Origin of the sequence: Streptomyces spinoverrucosus, from assembly GCF_006539505.1 — a bacterium.
GTDB classification, from domain to species: Bacteria; Actinomycetota; Actinomycetes; order Streptomycetales; family Streptomycetaceae; genus Streptomyces; species Streptomyces spinoverrucosus.
This window is the reverse complement of the sequence record NZ_BJND01000045.1, coordinates 1-17,117: the sequence shown is the minus strand read 5'-3', so window position 1 is coordinate 17,117 and position 17,117 is coordinate 1. Positions and strand designations below refer to the sequence as shown.

The following is a 17,117-nucleotide window of genomic DNA, read 5'->3' as shown; positions in this document are numbered from 1 at the left end:
CGCTGGGGCCCGTACCTGTGCGGCGCGACGGGTGACGCGCGCAGGTCGTGCGGTGTGCGCGATGCCCTCATGGCGCTGTGTCCTCCCATAGGCCGGGCATGATCTCGCCGAGGTGCTCCGCCGTCGGCGGGACGCCGTCCTGGAGGGATCGCTCGGCCCAGATGACTTTGCCGCGGGGCGTGTAGCGAGTGCCCCAGCGCTCGGTGAGCTGGGCGACCAGGAAGAGTCCGCGGCCACCCTCGTCGGTGACGTTCGCCCGGCGAAGCCGGGGCGCGGTGCTGCTGCCGTCGGAGACCTCGAAGATCAGGGTGCCCGCGGTGAAGCCGCTGATCGGCTCCGTGCGGAGCAGCCGGACGGCGATGGGCTCGGTGCCGTAGCGGATGGCGTTGGTGATCAGCTCGCTGAGGACGAGTTCGGCGGTGAAGGCGATTTGCTCCAGGCCCCACTCCGCCAGCCGACGGGCACAGGCGGTGCGCGTTGCGGCCACCGCCGCCGGGTCACGGGGCACCGGCCACTCGGCGACCTGCGCGGGGCAGAGCCGACGGGCGCGGGCCACCAGCAGTGCGACGTCATCCCTGGGCTGTTTCGGCAGCATGGCCTCCATCACCACCGCGCACGTGGCCTCCGGAGTGCGATCGGGCCCGGTGAGAGCAGCACGCAGGTCCGCCAGGCCGGCGTCCAAGTCGCGGTTGCGGTCCTCGACAAGGCCGTCGGTGAAGAGCACCAGACGGGAGCCCTCGGGCACGGTCAGCTCGGCGCTTTCGAAGGGCAGGCCGGTGCTCAGCCCCAGGGGCGGGGAGACGGGCATCTGGAGGAGGTCCACGGTCCCATCGGGATAGACCAGCACGGGTCCCGGATGGCCCGCGGTGGCGACGGCCAGCTCCCCGGAGGCAGGGTCGTAGACGGCGTACAGGCATGTTGCGCCGGTGATCCCCTGCGCGACCTCCTCGGTGGCGGACTCCTCGGGATCGATCTGGGCCACCAGTTCGTCGAGTTTGCTCAACAACTCCTCGGGAGGCATGTCCAGGCCGGAGAAGTTGTGAACGGCGGTGCGCAGCCTGCCCATGGTCGCCGCGGCGTGCAGGCCGTGGCCCACGACATCACCCACCACGAGCGCCACCCGGGTGCCGGACAGCGGAATGACGTCGAACCAGTCCCCACCCACCCCAGCCCGGGCCGGCAGGTAACGGCAGGCGACATCGAAGGCGGTCTGTTCGGGCAACCCGCGTGGCAGCAGGCTGCGTTGCAGAGCGGCGGCCATGGTGTGTTCGCGGGTGTAGCGGCGGGCGTTGTCGATGCACGCCGCGGTCCGGGCAGCCAGCTCCTCGGCGAAGGACACATCCTCGTCTTCGAACGGCGGGGAGACGCTCGCCCTGCAGAAGACCGCCACTCCCAGTACCACCCCGCCGGCCCGCAGCGGTACGACGAGCAGGGAGTGGATGCCGTGGTCGAGGATTCGCCGGGCACATTCGGGGTCCTGGGCGCGCCGGCCGTCGAAGGAGCCCAGGTCCCTCACCAAGACCGGCCGGCCGTCGGCCAACCCGGACGAGACGGGGTGGGCGGCGGCGAACCGGGTCAGCTCGCCGACTGGATGGACGAGATGGTCCTCGTCCAGACCCGCGACCGCGGTACGCCGCATCTCGACGGTCGCACCGGAGGGCTCCTCGCCGTGCAGGACCGGGTCCAGCAGCTCGACCGTGACGACGTCGGCGAACCGGGGCACCGCCACCTCCGCCAGTTCCTCGGCGGTGCGCCTCACATCGAGCGTGGTGCCGATCCGCATCCCGGCGTCATGGAGCAGGTTCAACCGTTCGCGCGTCACCTCGACCGTGCCGGACAGAGCCCGCAGCTCGGTGGTGTCCCGTAGCGTCACCACGCTGCCGGCCGGTCCGCGAGGTGCAGTGAGCCGCTTGTTGACCGCCAGTAGCCGGTCGGCCGCCAGGTACACCGCGTCGGTGGCCGGGCGGTCGTCCGAGGTCAGCAGCCCGGCGAGGTCCTGCGCCAGGCCCAGATCGGTGATGTGGCGGCCATCCGCGTCAGCCGGCAGGTCCAGCAGCCGCCGTGCCTCGTCGTTGGCCAGCAGCAGTCGGCCGTCGCCAGTGATGATCAGCACCCCTTCCCGTACGGCGTGCAGGACCGCGTCGTGGTGCTCGTACATCCGGGTCATGTGAGCCGGGCCCAGGCCGTGGGTCTGCCGCCGCAACCGCCGGCTCACCAGGCCCGACCCGGCGGCGGCAATGGCAAGGGCCCCACCGGCGCCGCCGAGCAGGACCGGCAGCTGCTGTTTCACCATGTGCTCCACCTTCTCGACGGTGACGGGAGCGGAGACGATGGCGACAACCGAGCCGTCGGCATCCCTGACGGGGACCGCCGAGATCACGGAGAGTCCCAGAGACCCCTGGAAGGTACTGGTGAAGGCCTTGCCGCCCGCCGCCTCCGCGTAGGGCCCGATGACGTGTTTCCCGATCTGATCCGGGTCGGGGTGAGTGAGGGTGATTCCGTCCAGCCGGTACACGATGACGGCATCGACGCCCGCGGCCTTCCGGGCCGCCTCGGCGTGCGGCTGCAGCGCCGCAGTCGGGTCCGGGCTGTTCAGCGCCGCCACGATCGTCGGGGAGTTCGCGAACGCCTGTGCTGCGGCGCGGGTTCTGCTCTGGGCTTCCTGCATGCTGTCGCGTTGAGCCTGCAACACGAGGGCCACCAACGCGGCGGCGACGAGCAGCACCACGACCGCCAGCTGCAGGAGGAAGACCTGCCCGGCGATGCTGCCCACACTCAGCAGGGAGCGCAGGTCCCTCGACGGGCGAGGATGCCGGCCGGGCCTTTGGGTCCGTCTGGACCTGTCAGGCCTGTGCCGAGATTGTCTCGGAACCCCACACACATACCTTTTCTATCGCTTTTGGCGGCCGGCCACCGGGTGACCGGGGTGGGCCGGGCCGTCGCAGGGGGTACCGGCGAGTCGCGCCGACTCGCCGACCAGGAATCTTCGATCCAGCTGACCAGAACAGCATCCTCGATGACGCCGAAGCCGTCTGGCGCAGCCGCGCCCGCTCGCGGAAGCAATGAGTGACGGAGCCGCCCGCCGTTGTCACCGTGGCGGGCGGCTGGTGTCTGGTGTGCAGAGATCAGGGTCGGCTGCGGAGCACTGTAAGGCGTCCTGGGCCGCTGGACGACACCGGCTCGGCCGGCGGCGGGATTCGAACCCGCGTTACCCGCTTGAGAGGCGAAGTATCCGCTGCCTGCGCACCTGCACGGCCAGAACAGTAGCGCTGCTGCCGGGGTGGTTGCACGCGGTTTCCGTCACGGTGGCGGTGGCGGAAGCGCTTCAAGGTCATCGATTGGCGGTACCGAGGAGACGACCGCGCCGAACTGGATTGTGGCGCCGACGAAAGGACATCAGGATCGGCGCACGGATGATCAACGCGCGCGTGGAGACCGTCCACGAACAGCCCGCCTTCCGCAACTCCTTCACCACCAGGTACCGGACCAGGTCCTTCCTCGCGATCACTCTGTCCCGTGCCGACGAACCTTGGCCGTGTGCCACCGATTCCTCATGCGGTCTGTCAAGCCGCGAGGGCACTGGGCGGGGTGAGCTCGTAGCACCGCCCGTCGCACAGGAGGGCCCAGAGGACGTTGACGCGGCGGCGGGCGAGGGCGAGGACGGCCTGGGTGTGGCGTTTAACCACGGCGCGTTTGCGGTCGTGGAACTGACGCGACTCGTCGCAGTGCCGGATGCTGAACAACGCCGATGTGTAGAAGACCCGTTGGAGGCGGCGGTTGTATCGCTACGGGCGCCGCAGGTTGCCGTTGATCTTCCCGGAATTGCGGGGCACCGGGGCGACGCCGCCGAAGCCGGCGAGACGGTCAGCGGTGCCGAAGACCGTCATGTCGCCGCCGGTGGCGGCCAGGAACTCGGCGCCGAGGATGACGCCCAGGCACGGGCATGCTGGTGATCACCTCGAAGGCGTGGTGGTCGCGAAACCGGGCTTCGATGTCCTTGTCGAGATCGGCGACCTGCTGGTTGAGGGCCAGCACCTCCTTCGCCAGCGTGTGCACCAGCTCGGTGGCCAGCTTCTCGCCGGGCAGGCTGGTGTGCTGCCGTTCGGCGGCCTGGACGGCAATCTCGGCGAGCCGGTCCGGGCGGACAACGCGGCGGTTGCGCAGCCAGGTCTCCAGCCGCTTGGCGCCGGTCCGCGGGCGGCCGCCGGGGTCTGGTAGCCGGTCAGCAAAGTGAGCGGGCCCGGTGTTGGTGAGGTCCAGCGCCCGTTCCAGGCCAGGGAAGACGCTGGTGAGCTGGGCGCGCAACCGGTTGACGGTGCGGATGCGGTCGGCGACCAGGTCCATGCGCCGACCCGTGAGGATCTTGAGGTCGGTGACGGTGTCGTCGCCGGTGCGTAAGGGGTGCAGGTCGCGGCGAGCGCGGATCTGATCGGCGATGACGGCGGCGTCCTTGGCATCGGTCTTGCCCTCGCCGCGGTAGCTCTCGGAGGCGCGGTGGATGGCCCGGCCGGAGATGTAGTGCACCGGCTGGCCATGGTTGAGGAGGATCGCGATGGCCAGGGCGGCTCCGCCGTCGGCCAGGTCGATGCCCCAGGTCACCTGGTCGCCCAGGGCCAGGACGTCGGCCAGGAGTTCGAGCAGTTCGGGCTCGTCGTTGGCGACGCGACGTGACAGCAGCCGACGGCCGCTCTCATCGATCACGACACAGTGGTGATGATTCCTGCCTGCATCGATGGGTGGGTGAACCATACGAAGGGCTCACCGCCTCCCGCAGAACAACGTAGGGAAGTTTGAGTGGCCTTGGGTCGCTCCAGCGAGCGAGCGGGGCGCACGGTCATTCCAAGGTGCGGCGAGAAGCCGGACGGCGCGAGCGTGGTCTTCGGGTTGAAGACGTTGCTGACCAGTCCTGTGCGCCACGCGTTGCCGGACGGGGCCGGGAAGTTCGCCACCGCGGTCACCGAACGGCTGTGTCAGCTCCAGGCACGCTTGGACACCCAGGAAGCCGAGGTAGGCGGCATCGGCGAGCTTGACGACCCTGTAGGCCGTGGCCGACGCGGCCAGGCCGATCACGGTGAGTGCGCCCCATACGAGCAGACCCGCCGTGATACCGCCGACCGTGCGCAGGCCGTCTTTCTGGAAGCGCCCGAACGATCGAACTTCGGTGGCACGAGAGGAACAGCGACCAGCTTCCGATGGCAATGATCAGGCTTCGCCGGCACAGGACACGCGCGCCAAGAACGCCGCTGCGCCTCACCCGGCGCAATGCCCGCCAGCCCACGCGACGTACCTTGGCGCCCGAGCGAGGCGCCCAGGTTCTGCGACAACACCGCGAGCTCGGTCTGAGCCTGCGTGGGCCCGGTCGCCTTTCGGGCTGATCCTTTCGCAGGTGCGACGCCGGCGGTCATCAGTACGCGTTGCGGCGGCGCAGCCTGAGGGGGCGGCCGTCCGGGTCGACGAGGAGGCGATGCAGGGGCGTGCACAGTGTCCTGGTCGGACGTGACAGGCTCGGCGGGCGATACGTGCGCAGGCGGCCGGGGGGTTTGGGGCCGGGGCGGCCGTTGTCGTACCAGGAGTCCAGTGCGGCGGCGCTCGCCGCGAAGGCGTTGAAGGCGGTCACGGGGTCGCAGAGCGGGTCGGATGCGTGCGGATCACCGGGTGTTGCAATGTCCAGGTGCTCTCGCGAGAGCTCCAGGCGCAGGTTTCTGGCGTAGCTGCGTGCGCCGTCCCCGAGTCCGCCGGGGTCGCCTGGCTCACGTGGGTCTGTGCTCTCGTCGAGGACTGCACAGCTGAGTTCGGAGTCGTGGGTCCAGGAGCGGAGGTTGATGTTGTCGGATCCGACCGAGGTCCACACGTCGTCGATCACACACACCTTGGCATGCACGTACACCGGTGTCCCTGCGTGGTTCTCCAGCCCGTACACCGCGACGCGCCCACCACCGGCGCGGCGCAGCCTGTCCAGGGCGGTGATCCGGCCGATCAGGTTGATCGGCAGAGTGAGTCGGCCGGCCTGTTCGGGGAGGGAGGGGATGACCGCGATCAGGCGGAGGCCGGGGTTGGCGGTCAGTGCCTCGGCGAAGCATTCCATCACGTGCGGGGACCACAGGTACTGGTCCTCCAGGTAGATCAGGGCTCGTGCCCGCCGCAGCGCCTTGCGGTAGCCGCGGGCGATACTGCGCTCGCCGTCGGGGGCGAAGTCGTAACCGCGCAGCAGCCGGTTCGGGTAGGTGCGCAGGAGCTGGACGGTGCATGTACCGCGGGGCCGCGGGTCGGGCGCCTGCGGCGGCAGCGGGTCTGCGTCAGTGTCTTGGTGGTGTACGAGTTCTCGCAGGCGGACGAGCGGGCTGCGGGTGAGCGGCGCCGGGTCCTCCCAGCGTTCGCGGAAGACGGCTTCGATGTCGCCGACGGCCGGTCCGCGTATCGCGAGCTGGATGTCGTGCCACGGTGGGTGCCGTCCGTACGCGGCGGCGATGGGCTGTGACTGCGGGTCGCCACTGTGTGCTGCGTCGTCGTGGCGGTTGTGGCACAGGTCGATGCCGCCGACGAACGCAATGTCGAGCTCGGGGCGGTCTGGATGCCGGAGCACCACGAACTTCTGGTGGTGCGAGCCACCGGGGCGCACCCTCATGTCGAGCAGGCACTCGCCGCCGGCCGCTTCGACCTCCTCGCCGAGGTAGCGGTTCTCGGCCTCACTGAACTGGAATCGGTCCAGGTGGGAGCGCCAGACCAGCCCTTTGACGATCACACCACGCTCGGCCGCCTCGCACAGGACGGTGCCGACTTCGCTGCCGGGACCGTTGAGGCGCTCGTCGGGGTCACCGCGCCAGTCGGTGAACAGGAGCAGGTCTCCGGCGCGCTGCGTGCGGATCGCGCTGAGGAGTTCCCGGAAGTACCTCGCACCGTGGATCAGGGGCCGCACCGTGTTTCCGTGCGACCAGGCCGCTCGATCCGGTCGGCGGCTGTCCAGACGTGTCGCGCTGTTGCCGCGTTCGCTCGAGGTCAGCAGCCAGTCGGTGAGTTCCACAGCCAGGTCCTCCAGCTCAACACGTGTACCCCGTTTGCCTCTACCTCAGACGTTCACGGCCTTGGCACCCGGTGTCATCGCAGGCCTGCTCGCCAGGGTGGGCCGCCGCCCGCAGCGGCCGAGCCCCGCCCGGGCGCCTTCGCCGCGCCTCCTTCCTCTGGCACGCACCGCCGGGCACGTCGTGTCGGGCCGGGGCGGCGTGCGGGTTACCGTCGGCGGCATGAGCGGTGATCGGACAGGGTGGCGCCAGTGTTTGCTCAGCGGTGCGGTGTTTGCCGTGTGCATGACTGGCACCACACTGCCGACCCCCCTCTATCCCCTCTACCAGGAGAAGTTCGGCTTCTCCGAGCTGACGGTGACCGTGGTGTACGCCGTGTACGCCTTCGGGGTCATCGGCGTGCTGCTGCTCGCGGGCAACGCCTCGGACGCTGTCGGCAGGCGGCCGGTGCTGCTGTGGGGACTGGGGTTCGCGGCGGCGAGCGCCGTCTGCTTCCTGTGCGCCACCGGGCTGGGCTGGCTGTATGCGGGGCGGCTGCTGTCGGGGCTGTCCGCCGGCCTGTTCACCGGGGCCGCCACGGCGTATGTGATGGAGCTGGCACCGGATGGCGGCGCCTCGCGGGCCACGTTCGTGGCGACGGCCGCCAATATGGGCGGGCTGGGCTGCGGTCCGCTGCTCGCCGGGGTGCTCGCGCAATACGCTCCCTGGCCGCTGTACCTCCCGTTCGCCGTGCATCTCGCACTCGTGGCCGGCTCGGTCGCCGGCCTGCTGCGAATTCGGGAGACCGTGCGGGAGCGGCGGCCGCTTGGCGCGGTACGGCCGCAGCGGCCCACCCTGCCCGCGCAGGTGCGGGCGGTGTTCGGGCCCGCGGCGATCGCCTCGTTCGTGGGGTTCGCACTCTTCGGGGTGTTCACGTCGGTCAGCCCGGCGTTCCTGGAGCTCTCCTTGAACGTGGACAACCACGCCGTGAGCGGGCTGGTCGTCGCGCTGGCGTTCTTCGCCTCGACCGCCGGTCAACTTGCGGTCGGCCGGGTGGGGGAGGGGCGCTCCCTGCCACTGGGCTGCGCCGGGCTGCTCGCCGGACTGGCGCTGCTCGCGGGGGCGCTACGGTGGGACCTGCTGTCGCTGGTGGTGCTCAGCGCGCTTGTCGGCGGGGGCGGGCAGGGCCTGGCGTTTCGCGGGGCGCTGTCCACGGTGGCCGAGGCATCGCCCGAGGACCGGCGTGCGGCGGTGATCTCGACGCTGTTCGTGGTGGCGTACGCGGGTATCTCGGTGCCGGTGATCGGGGTAGGGCTGCTGACGGGGCCGATCGGCCTGGAGGGCGCAGGGCTGGTGTTCATCGCGTGCATGGCCGTGCTGGTCTCGACGGCCGGCGTCTACCTGTTGCGGCAACCGGCGCGGTCGCGAACGTGAACGCGTACGCGCCACTGCCGGTTGCATACGGGCGAAGACCTCGTCCAAGAACTCCTGACAAAACGAGATGAACGATGCCCTCAGGTCGGGCGAGGGTCGCTCCGTTACTCGCCGACGAAAGGGCAGGGGTGGTCCGCCGGGCTCGAGGCGGAGATCGTCGTCAAGACATCCTTCGTGTCCGGTCGTATCGACCGGCGCTGTACCTGGTGATTCGCACCCCCACTGAAGATCGCGGAGCCCTGTCGCACGGGGACGGTAAGTGATTTTCTGTGGCGCGGCATGAGTGATCGGCTCGGTGAATCACTGAGGTAGGCGGCAAGCCCAACGGGCTAGCGGCGCAAGCAGGTTGGCGCAGGGTCGCTGATGCACCTGGATGGAGAGGACCTTCGCCCATGTCCCCTGCCGACGGGAGGCACGTGTGAGCCACGACGACACCCAGGAGGACTCCACCCCAGGAGTATGGCCCGGGGCTGCCCCAGGACATGTACGCCCCGCTGGACCTGCCGCTGCACTTCGAGGCCTTCTACCTCTGCCACCAGGAAGCCTGCGAGGCACGCGCAGGCCGGGGACGAGGGTGGCGGCAGCCCATCCGGGGGTGCCGGTTGTGCAGGCGGCCGCTGAGGTGTCAGCGACACGGGCGCGCCAGCGCGTGAACACGCACTCCTCGGTCCCGCGTGAACCCCGAAGGATGTTGATGTGCTGCAGGGAGACTCCCTGTCCGGCTCACCCGCACGGCCGGTAAGTCACACAGGGCTGCGCGCCACCGTCGGCGCGCAAAAGCCCCGGCTGGACGGGGAAGGCCAGCCGGGGCCGTAAGGCGGTGACGCGCGGAGGGCGGTCGCCTCTCGGCGGAAGGCTCCATGGGGCTTCAGCCGGACGATCGTCCCCATGGGCTGTAGGTGAGGCCCGGGGACACTGTCCCCTCCGCGAGCCACGTGTATGTGAACGGGCACCGGTCTCGGGTTGTTCCCGCACAGCCCGCGCTGCTGGTGTGAGCTGGCGAACACTCCTTGACGGAGGCCTAGTTGAGGTAGTCGGCGACCAGGGCGGCGAATTCATCGGGGGTGGCCAGGCGGATACCGAGATCCTCGGCCTTGGCTCGCTTGGACCCCGCGCCGTCTCCGGCGACGACGAGGGTGGTCTTCTTGGAGACGCTGGAGGACGAGCGACCGCCGGCTTGTTCGATGAGCTCGTTCATCTGGTTGCGGCTGAGCTTCTCCAGGGGGCCGGCCATCGCGCCCGTGACGACCACGGTCATCCCGGCCAGTGGTCCACCCGCACGCTCGGTGTTCCCGTCGCCGGTGTCGCCGTCGGACGAGGTAGGTGCGGTGGCGCCGGGTTCCGTCATGTTCACCCCGGCGGCGGCGAGTTTGTCGATCAGCGGGACGAGTTCGGCAAGCTCGGCGACGATCGAAGGGGCCTTCTCGATGCCGATGCCCTCGACCTGCTGCATCGATTCCGCGTCCGCCGCGCAGATGTTCTCCATGGTGGCGAATTGCCTCGCGATACGGCGAGACATGGAGCGGCCGGTGCCGCGGACCCCGAGCGCGCACAGTACCCGCGACAGCGGCTGGCCCTTGGCCCCGGCGATGGCGGCGAGGAGGTTGTCGGTGCTGGTTGCACCCATTCGCTCCAGGCTCATCAGCTGCTCGCGGGTCAGGGTGAACAGGTCGGCGAGATCGGCGACGAGGCCGGCATCGACGAGCTGGACGACGCGGGTGTGGCCGAGGCCTTCGATGTCGAGCTGGTCGCGGCCGGCTGCGTAGGACAGGGCGGCCACAAGGTGGCAGTTGCGTCCGTTCGCACAGCGCCAGCGCTGCTCGCTGGTGTCGATGCCGGCCCCGCAGCGCGGACACGCCTCGGGGAAGGTGATGGGCTGTTCGTCGCCGGTGCGCAGGTGGGCGACCGGGGCTTCGATGCGGGGAATGACGTCGCCGGCCCGGTGCACCATGACGTGGTCGCCCAGACGCAGGTCGCGGCGGGTGATGTCGGCCGGATTGTGGAGGGTGGCATACGTGATGGTGGCGCCGTCGATCTCGACCGGTTCCAAGACGGCGCGCGGGGCGATGATGCCGGTGCGGCCGACGTTCCACTCCACCTCGAGCAGCCGGGTTGTCTTCTCGACGGCCGGCAGCTTGTAGGCGATCGCCCAACGCGGAGCGCGCGAACCCGATCCTGCCGTCTGCTGGTCGGCGGCCAGGTCGGCCTTGATGACGATCCCGTCGATCCCGAACGGCAGCTCGGCCCGCAGGGCGGCGATCTCCTGCACGCGGGCCAGCACCTGCTCGGCGGTGTCGGCGGTGATGCCGGGTACCGCGGTGGTGGCGGTGGTGTTCACCCCGTACGCGGCGGCCTGCGCCATCAGCTCGCTGTGGGCGAGTTCGCCCAGCCGCGCGGCGAGCGCCGTCTCGGTGTCGGGCAGGAGCAGGCCGTAGCCGAAGAACGTCATCGGCACGGTGTAGGCACGCTCCTTGGCGCGCAGGGTGCCCGCCGCAGCGCCGCGCGGGTTGGCGAACGGCTGCCCGCCGTGCGCGGCGCGCACCTCGTTGGCGTGCTCGAACTGAGCGGTCGTCATCAGGACTTCGCCCCGGACCTCCACGGTGACCGGCTCGGCGAGTTCGTCCGGCAGGCCCTCGATGGTGCCAATTGCGTGCGAGACATTCTCCCCGGCCGTCCCGTCCCCGCGCGTGATCAGCTGTCTCAGGCGACCGCTGTCGTAACGGGCGGCGACCGCGAGCCCATCCAGCTTCGGCTCGACGCTGAACCGCTCGACCTCATGGCCGACGCGCCGGGCCAGGGAGGCGGTCCAGGCGGTGAGTTCCTCCGGCAAGAACACGTTGTCCAGACTCAGCATCGCCACCGTGTGCGGGACATCGCCCTCCACGGCGCCGCTGGCGACCTTCCCCGTCGGAGAGTCGGGCAGCACCTGATCAGGGTGTTCGGCCTCCCACGCGGCGATGCCTCGCACCAGCCGGTCGTAGGCATCATCGTCCAATGCCGACGTCCCACCCGCGTAGTAGGCGGCCGACGCCTTCAACGCGTCCTCGACCGCCTGCGTGTAAGCGGCGGCATCCATGATCACAGCTGCAGGTGTTGTCATGCCCGTCATCCTGCCTGCCACCACTGACATTGCCCGATACAGCGGGACGGGCGCATGCACTCGCAAGCGAGTAGGTAGCGCGTCACGTATACCGTGGGGGATACTGCAGGCATGGCTGAAACCACTGTCAAGGTCGACACGAGCACCAGGGACACCCTGCAGGGCCTCGCCGCTGCCGAAGGCCTGTCCGTGAAGGCTTACCTCGCCAAGGTGGCTGGGGAGAAGGAACAAGAGCGAGCCCTGCAGACGGCGACCGCCGCTTTCCGCCGCGTGATCAGCGAGCCCGGCGTCATGGACGCATTCGATGCCGAGTTCGGCGGGCTGCCGCCCGTCGCGCACAACCCCGGCACCTCGCGGGCGGCCTGACCTGTGCCTCCCGTCGTGTACGTCGACTACCGGTGGTTGCTCGAGCGCCAGGAAGAGATCCTCCGGGACGACCTGACCGTCAACGACTTCTCTGTGCTCGTCGGCATGGCCCAGCGCCACCGGGTCGACCCGCCCCGGCATGATCAGCACCATCCCGACGCCTTCTGGCGGGCTGCGGTCTTGCTGGAGGAGTGCGTGCTGCTGCGGCCGCTCCCTGCCCGCAATGAGGTCTACGGATACGGCGTCGCCATCGCCTACCTGGAGGCCTCCGGAGAACGCGTGGACACGAAGTTTGAGCTCTGGCGGGAACTGATCTACGACATCCGGGGCCTGCGGATGGACTCGTACGGCATCGCCGAGCGGCTGCGTTCCTGGCGCCAGGCCTGACCCTGACCGACGCTGCGTATTCCACGGAGAAGCGACGGTTGCTCGCTCGGCGGCCCCGACCACACGTTGCGCAGCCTGCGCAGCCCACCCAAGTAGCCGAGCCCAACTCCGGCGACGTTGCCCGACTACCGTGACGGACAGGGTCAGGGAAACGCTCGGTGTCCGTGAGGAGTTCGCTCGCCCCCGAGCAGGCCCGCGCCCCCAATCGCGGCTTCCGCCATCCGTGACCGCGGGCCCTCCGGCGGATACCGGCCGTCACGCCGATGCCTGTCGGCGGGCATGTCCGGAAGAACCCCTCGTGCACGCGGCTGTCCCTGGGCGTCGTTGTTCTTATGCGTGCGAAACAGGCCCAACCAGGTGCCCTTGAGCAGCTGCTTGGGGAGGTAGTCGGACTCGACCTCGATCGGGCCGCCGACCACGGCCGCCAGGTACGCGCTGACCTGCTCAGCGACACGCAGCGCCAGGCCCACCAGGCCAGGATCCGTGAGTACCAGGGCGCCCTCAACGAACTCGACTTCCACGGCGGCAAGGAAGATCGAGGTCGCCGGCACCGCGATGTGTGTCACCGCCGAGCCTATGTCGACGGAGAAGGTCGGCAGGGCGGTGGATACGACGGTCACGGTGGAGGCGGACCGGGCAGGCGCGAGGTTCACCGGCACGACGTCACCCATCAGCGGGGTGTTCCAGACCTCGATCATCGAGTGCTTGACGGAGGCGATCTGGAAGAACTGCGCTGTGAACTCCTTGATGGCCTCGACGGTCACGATGGGGTCGTCGGCGTTGAACTGCAGCGTCGTGTTCGGTTCGACGAGGTAGTTGTCGGCGACGCGAGCGGCGTCCCGGGAGTCGACGGAGTCGTAGTACTCTTGACGATCCGGAGGAGTTCGGTGACGGTATCGCGGTCTTCGTGCTCATTGCTGGTCGACCTTGCCCTTGTTGCGGTGGGCCTCGATCTCGGCGGACCGAAGGTCAGGTGCAGCGCACCGCTGCCGAGAACATCGCGCTCATCCCGGGCACTGCCTCGCCGGAGCACCTGCGGGAGAACATCGCCGCTGCGAGCCTGGTGCTGCCGGACGAGGCGGTCGCCGACCTGGACGGAATCGCTGGCTGACCGGCCTGGCCCGATACATACCCGGGCACATAGGGCGGTCGCAGGGACAGCCACCGGGGAGACGAACCGGGGCCCGTGGCACGGAGGCGGCGGCTACGTAGGCCAGGTCCTCGGCGCTGCAGATCGACAGGTCGGTGCCCTTGGGGAAACACAGCCGGAGCAGGCCGTCGGTGTTCTCGTTGGAGCCGCGCCGCGATGGGCTGGCCGGGTCGCAGAAATAGATCGGGATGTCGGTGGCTGTCCGCGTACTCGTCTGAGTGGCCCTGGCGAGATTCCGTGAAGCTGGGGTGTGCACCGTGCGCCGGTGACGCTCCGTCACCCGTAACCGCGTCGAAGCAGGGCCATGAGGATGACGCGGTGGCGGAGTAGCGGGACTTCCGCGCGGCCGGCCAAGATCCGTTTCTGGAGCTTCAAATCGGTGATGCGCCCTTTGTTTACGCCGGAGTTGAACGGCGTGATGATGCCCTGAACGACTGCGGGCAGCATGGCGGCGAACTGACGCACCAGGGCGTTGGGTGCGGTCCATTCCGGGCAGTGCTCGAGCAGCCGCCCGAGTGCCTCGGTGGTGTGCAGGTCGCGCCGGGATGGTGCGGTGGTGATCCAGCGGGCGACCTGGCGGGGTGCTTGATCCACTGGTAGTGGCCGCAGTAGCCCTTGGCGACGATCTCCGTGGAGCACCGTTGCGGTGTGCTCGCCCTCCTCCCAGCGTTGCCGCAGGTACTCCAGGTACGAGTCGAGACTGGTGGGCCGATGGAGCCGGTTGCGGCGTACGCATTCCCGCCAGGTGGCTGCTCGGGCGTATTTGCGCACGGTGCGCCGGTTCAAGCCCAGCTCGCGGGCTGCGGCGTTGAGCGAGCGACCGGTGTCGGTCACCGCGTGCACCGCCTCGAACAGCCGCTTCGCGTGGCGGCGGGCTGGGGTGTCGGCCTGGTCGGACGGCCCCGCTGGGTTCGCTGGTGGCGGTGCCGGCTCGGGCTCTGGTACTGCGGCGGGTAGGCAGCCGCGGTGGGCGGCGGCGATATCCCCCCTGCCACAGGCGAAGTCGTCCACGCCCAGAACCCGCGGGCTCGCCCTTGGCGGATGCGGCAAGCGCATCAAGTGGAACAGCACGCTTGTGCGCGACAACGGCACCTTCAGGATCTGCAGGAGCCGGGCATCGCCACGGCCGATGAGTAGCACGCCGGCCATCTCAACCAAGTGCTACAGCAGCGGGCTGCGGCGCTGGTAGCGCGCCGTCAGCCCCTCGACCTGCTCGGCAAACGTCCGCCGACCGTAGCTCGGGCTGTCACAGAACAACCGCCGTACCGACAGCTCGATCAGTACCGGGCGCCCACCAGCAGCGACATCGGCGAGCGTGCGGCAAGAGCGACTGTGCTGCATCGAGGTGCGGAGACATGATCCGTAAGAAGTCATCACACTCGCTGACAGCGCCGCTACCTGTGACGGAGCGTCACCGGCGCACGGTAGCACACGCCAGCTTCACGGAAATCTTGCCAGGGCCACGTTCACGTGTACGCCGACAACGGTTGCGGCAGTGGCCGCTCGACAGCGAAGTATTCGCTCACCGGCCGCGGACGGGACCCGATCCGGCACCGCTCGTCCTCCTCATCCCACTGCTCGATCATCGCGTTCAGCTGGGCGAGGGAGGCAACCCCTGGGGCGGGGACCATGTGGTTGCGGCGGAACCAGCCGATCTGCCCCTCGACTCCGCCCTTCTCATGGGCGCCCTCGATGGCCGGCAGGCAATACGCGGCATCGATGCGTAGTGTGACCGGAACACGGTCCATCGCTCGTTCTCCGCGCGAGATCGCGAGCCGAGCACTCGGGAGACCGCGGAGCGGAGGTTGTCGTAACGGACGTTGCCCGTCGGGACACCTCTAATGGGCGGGTCTCGATGTCAAGCCACCGCTCGTTGTCCTGGGCCCTCTGTCTCGTCTCAGCCGATCTGTTCCCGTTGGTGCTGTTGTAGGTGGGGGCGGCAAGCGATCGTCTCTATGACGGCCCACGATCGGGGCGACATCACTCCATCGACTCCAGTATGCGGTCGAGTGTCCGGCGCCCCATTCTGCTCATCGTCGGATTACTCTCGACGTAGTACCAGACAACACCCATCGCCTGTTCGAACGCCCATGCCTTGCCGCGCTCCTACTCCAGATCGTCACAGACCAGTGTCCGCCGGAGCACTTCCCGCGGGCCTGGCTGCAACAGGTGCCAGGCACTGACCAGATCCAGCGCGGGGTCGGCCGGGCCGAAGCCGCCGGTGTCGAGTACGCCGCTGAGCCGGTCTCCCGTGACCAGTACATTGCCGGGAATCAAGTCACCATGGCTCATCACGTCGGCACCCGTGCGTGGCAACTCCCGAAAATGGCTCCACACCTGGCGCAGCCGGGGCACGTCGAGCAGCCCTTACTCTCCTCGAAGCACTTCGCCATCCAATCGTCGTGGTGAGCGAGAACGCCGCCACGACTTTCGCCGCTGAAAAGCCGCCCCCGCGTCTCGGCGTCCCGCAGGGCTGCGATGAAGGCCGCAAGGTCCTCGGCAAAAGCGTCCGACCCACTCGGGTCGGCATCAGAGGCGACCGTTCCCGGCAGCCATGTCTGGACCGACCACGGCATGGGGTAACCCGCTCCAGGCTTTCCCAAGGCGAGGGGTTCCGGGGCGGGGAACCGAGACACCTGTGCCAGCTCCGCGCTCGCCTGGGCTTCCTGTTCCAGAACCGCCAGCGCCTCGGCAGCATCGGCCAGACGCAGTGGGAAACGCGCCGAGAGGTCGTTGCCGACGCGGAGGATGGCGTTGACCGTCCCGGTCGACGACACAAGTTGGATCGCCTTGCCGCTCCACTGAGGGAACTGTTCTTGGATCAAGGTCGCAACGATGTCGGTGGTCACGTCCACTTGGTCATCGTGCATGGTCATTCTCGCAGGCCCTTTCCCCCCACTAGTCCAATTCGAAACGCCGGAAGCAGACCAGATCAACTGAGAGGACAGCCAGTATTCATACGCCAGGGTCCAGATCAACTGAGATTTGCGACCACCCAGGTGTCTCCACCGTTCTGGTCGCCCCAGCTCACAGCCGCGGCTTCGGACCAGATCACTTGAGACGGGACACCCTCGACGTACGAGCCCGCAGTGGGCGGTGGACTTCGAGCAGCTGCCGGAAGACTGTATGACGCCCTTGGCGACCACGCTCGCGCGATCGACCACGTTGGATCCACCGCGGTGCCGGGTCTGGCCGCGAAGGACTGCGCGGACACCCAGGTGCGCGTCGCTGTGATCGACGAGGTCCAGCAGGTTGGGCTGCTTGCCGCCATCGGCTTCCGCTGCCGCCCCGAACCGTGGAACCGCGCTTGGCTCTCGGGCGGGCAGGAGTGCCGCAAGCTGGTGTTCGCGCCGCCGGCCGGTGCGCGACGGTGCAACGGCCATCGGCGTGAGGAGGACGGCCCGAACGCCCGCTTCGCCCCCTATTCCGTGACTACCTGCGCGCCGATGAAGCGGCTCGCCGAGCGTGGGGTGCGTTCAAGAAGCGCCTGCCCCTCAGCGTGCCGGGCCTGCTGGAGTATGGGCAGATCAAGGCCCAGCCACGGAAGTTCTGATGATGGCAGCCGAACGCTGGGCAGCTGAAACCGGCTGGCAGCCAACTTCGGGCAGCATCGCGAGGTCTCGCCTTGTCTGAGCAGAGCTTCAGGCTCCCGCATCTTCGCCGGCACCGCCGAGTTGACCGA

The 17,117-nt window shown here is 69.0% G+C and carries 12 protein-coding genes and 4 pseudogenes; 5 read left to right on the top strand and 11 right to left on the bottom strand.

Annotation, left to right across the window (positions count from 1 at the left end):
• Positions 1-67: 67 nt before the first annotated feature.
• From SSP24_RS28065 to SSP24_RS28045, 3 genes and pseudogenes are all read right to left on the bottom strand, one after another.
• Positions 68-2,782 carry a SpoIIE family protein phosphatase gene (locus SSP24_RS28065; RefSeq protein WP_373306796.1) on the bottom strand — a complete coding sequence of 905 codons (2,715 nt, stop codon included), beginning with the start codon at positions 2,780-2,782 and terminating at the stop codon, positions 68-70.
• Positions 2,783-3,563: 781 nt separating this feature from the next.
• Positions 3,564-4,749, bottom strand: a pseudogene (locus SSP24_RS28055) (IS110 family RNA-guided transposase).
• Between the two features lie 655 nt (positions 4,750-5,404).
• Positions 5,405-7,021 (bottom strand): phospholipase D family protein, encoded by a 1,617-nt coding sequence (locus tag SSP24_RS28045; RefSeq protein WP_141312504.1) that lies wholly within the window; start codon positions 7,019-7,021, stop codon positions 5,405-5,407.
• A 220-nt stretch (positions 7,022-7,241) separates the two neighbouring features.
• Here SSP24_RS28045 and SSP24_RS28040 point away from each other — a divergent pair, with 220 nt between their 5' ends.
• Positions 7,242-8,432 carry an MFS transporter gene (locus tag SSP24_RS28040; RefSeq protein ID WP_141312503.1) on the top strand — a complete coding sequence of 397 codons (1,191 nt, stop codon included), beginning with the start codon at positions 7,242-7,244 and terminating at the stop codon, positions 8,430-8,432.
• Positions 8,433-9,453: 1,021 nt separating this feature from the next.
• On the opposite strand, the gene ligA is transcribed toward SSP24_RS28040, so the two are convergent.
• The gene (gene ligA / locus SSP24_RS28030) at positions 9,454-11,532 is read right to left on the bottom strand and encodes an NAD-dependent DNA ligase LigA (RefSeq protein ID WP_141312502.1); all 2,079 of its coding nucleotides are present in this window, start codon (positions 11,530-11,532) and stop codon (positions 9,454-9,456) included.
• A 111-nt stretch (positions 11,533-11,643) separates the two neighbouring features.
• Between ligA and SSP24_RS28025 the strand changes: the two genes are divergently transcribed.
• Positions 11,644-11,898 carry an antitoxin MazE7 gene (locus tag SSP24_RS28025; protein ID WP_141312501.1) on the top strand — a complete coding sequence of 85 codons (255 nt, stop codon included), beginning with the start codon at positions 11,644-11,646 and terminating at the stop codon, positions 11,896-11,898.
• 3 nt (positions 11,899-11,901) lie between these two features.
• The gene (locus SSP24_RS28020) at positions 11,902-12,285 is read left to right on the top strand and encodes a toxin Doc (protein WP_141312500.1); all 384 of its coding nucleotides are present in this window, start codon (positions 11,902-11,904) and stop codon (positions 12,283-12,285) included.
• Between the two features lie 143 nt (positions 12,286-12,428).
• Here SSP24_RS28020 and SSP24_RS28015 read toward each other — a convergent pair whose 3' ends face one another.
• Positions 12,429-13,049, bottom strand: a complete 621-nt coding sequence (locus SSP24_RS28015) for a hypothetical protein (RefSeq protein WP_141312499.1) — start codon at positions 13,047-13,049, stop codon at positions 12,429-12,431.
• Between the two features lie 209 nt (positions 13,050-13,258).
• Here SSP24_RS28015 and SSP24_RS28010 point away from each other — a divergent pair, with 209 nt between their 5' ends.
• A complete protein-coding gene (locus SSP24_RS28010; protein ID WP_373306797.1) occupies positions 13,259-13,396 on the top strand; it encodes a hypothetical protein in 138 nt (45 codons plus the stop codon).
• A 103-nt stretch (positions 13,397-13,499) separates the two neighbouring features.
• On the opposite strand, the pseudogene SSP24_RS28005 reads toward SSP24_RS28010, so the two are convergent.
• The 5 genes and pseudogenes from SSP24_RS28005 to SSP24_RS27985 form a co-directional block, all read right to left on the bottom strand.
• A pseudogene (locus SSP24_RS28005) lies at positions 13,500-13,625 on the bottom strand (IS30 family transposase); the annotation flags it as partial.
• 86 nt (positions 13,626-13,711) lie between these two features.
• Positions 13,712-14,593 (bottom strand): hypothetical protein, encoded by an 882-nt coding sequence (locus SSP24_RS28000; protein ID WP_218037110.1) that lies wholly within the window; start codon positions 14,591-14,593, stop codon positions 13,712-13,714.
• 3 nt (positions 14,594-14,596) lie between these two features.
• Positions 14,597-14,776, bottom strand: coding sequence for a hypothetical protein (locus SSP24_RS27995; RefSeq protein ID WP_141312498.1), 180 nt, complete (start codon positions 14,774-14,776; stop codon positions 14,597-14,599).
• Between the two features lie 125 nt (positions 14,777-14,901).
• Complete coding sequence (locus tag SSP24_RS27990; RefSeq protein WP_229866154.1) at positions 14,902-15,183, bottom strand: hypothetical protein; 282 nt, start codon at positions 15,181-15,183, stop codon at positions 14,902-14,904.
• Between the two features lie 232 nt (positions 15,184-15,415).
• Positions 15,416-16,311: pseudogene (locus tag SSP24_RS27985) on the bottom strand (aminoglycoside phosphotransferase family protein).
• 213 nt (positions 16,312-16,524) lie between these two features.
• Here SSP24_RS27985 and SSP24_RS44340 point away from each other — a divergent pair.
• A pseudogene (locus tag SSP24_RS44340) lies at positions 16,525-16,704 on the top strand (GrpB family protein); the annotation flags it as partial.
• Positions 16,705-16,856: 152 nt separating this feature from the next.
• Here the strand turns inward: SSP24_RS44340 and SSP24_RS44335 are convergent.
• The coding region (locus SSP24_RS44335) for a hypothetical protein (RefSeq protein WP_244951801.1) at positions 16,857-17,117 on the bottom strand (261 nt) is incomplete at its 5' end.

Bases quoted from the DNA above. Each gene is read 5' to 3' on its own strand.
- SSP24_RS28040 (WP_141312503.1), top strand. From the start codon at position 7,242: ATGAGCGGTGATCGGACAGGGTGGCGCCAGTGTTTGCTCAGCGGTGCG.
- ligA (WP_141312502.1), bottom strand. From the start codon at position 11,532: ATGACAACACCTGCAGCTGTGATCATGGATGCCGCCGCTTACACGCAG.
- SSP24_RS28025 (WP_141312501.1), top strand. From the start codon at position 11,644: ATGGCTGAAACCACTGTCAAGGTCGACACGAGCACCAGGGACACCCTG.
- SSP24_RS27995 (WP_141312498.1), bottom strand. From the start codon at position 14,776: ATGCAGCACAGTCGCTCTTGCCGCACGCTCGCCGATGTCGCTGCTGGT.
- SSP24_RS27990 (WP_229866154.1), bottom strand. From the start codon at position 15,183: ATGGACCGTGTTCCGGTCACACTACGCATCGATGCCGCGTATTGCCTG.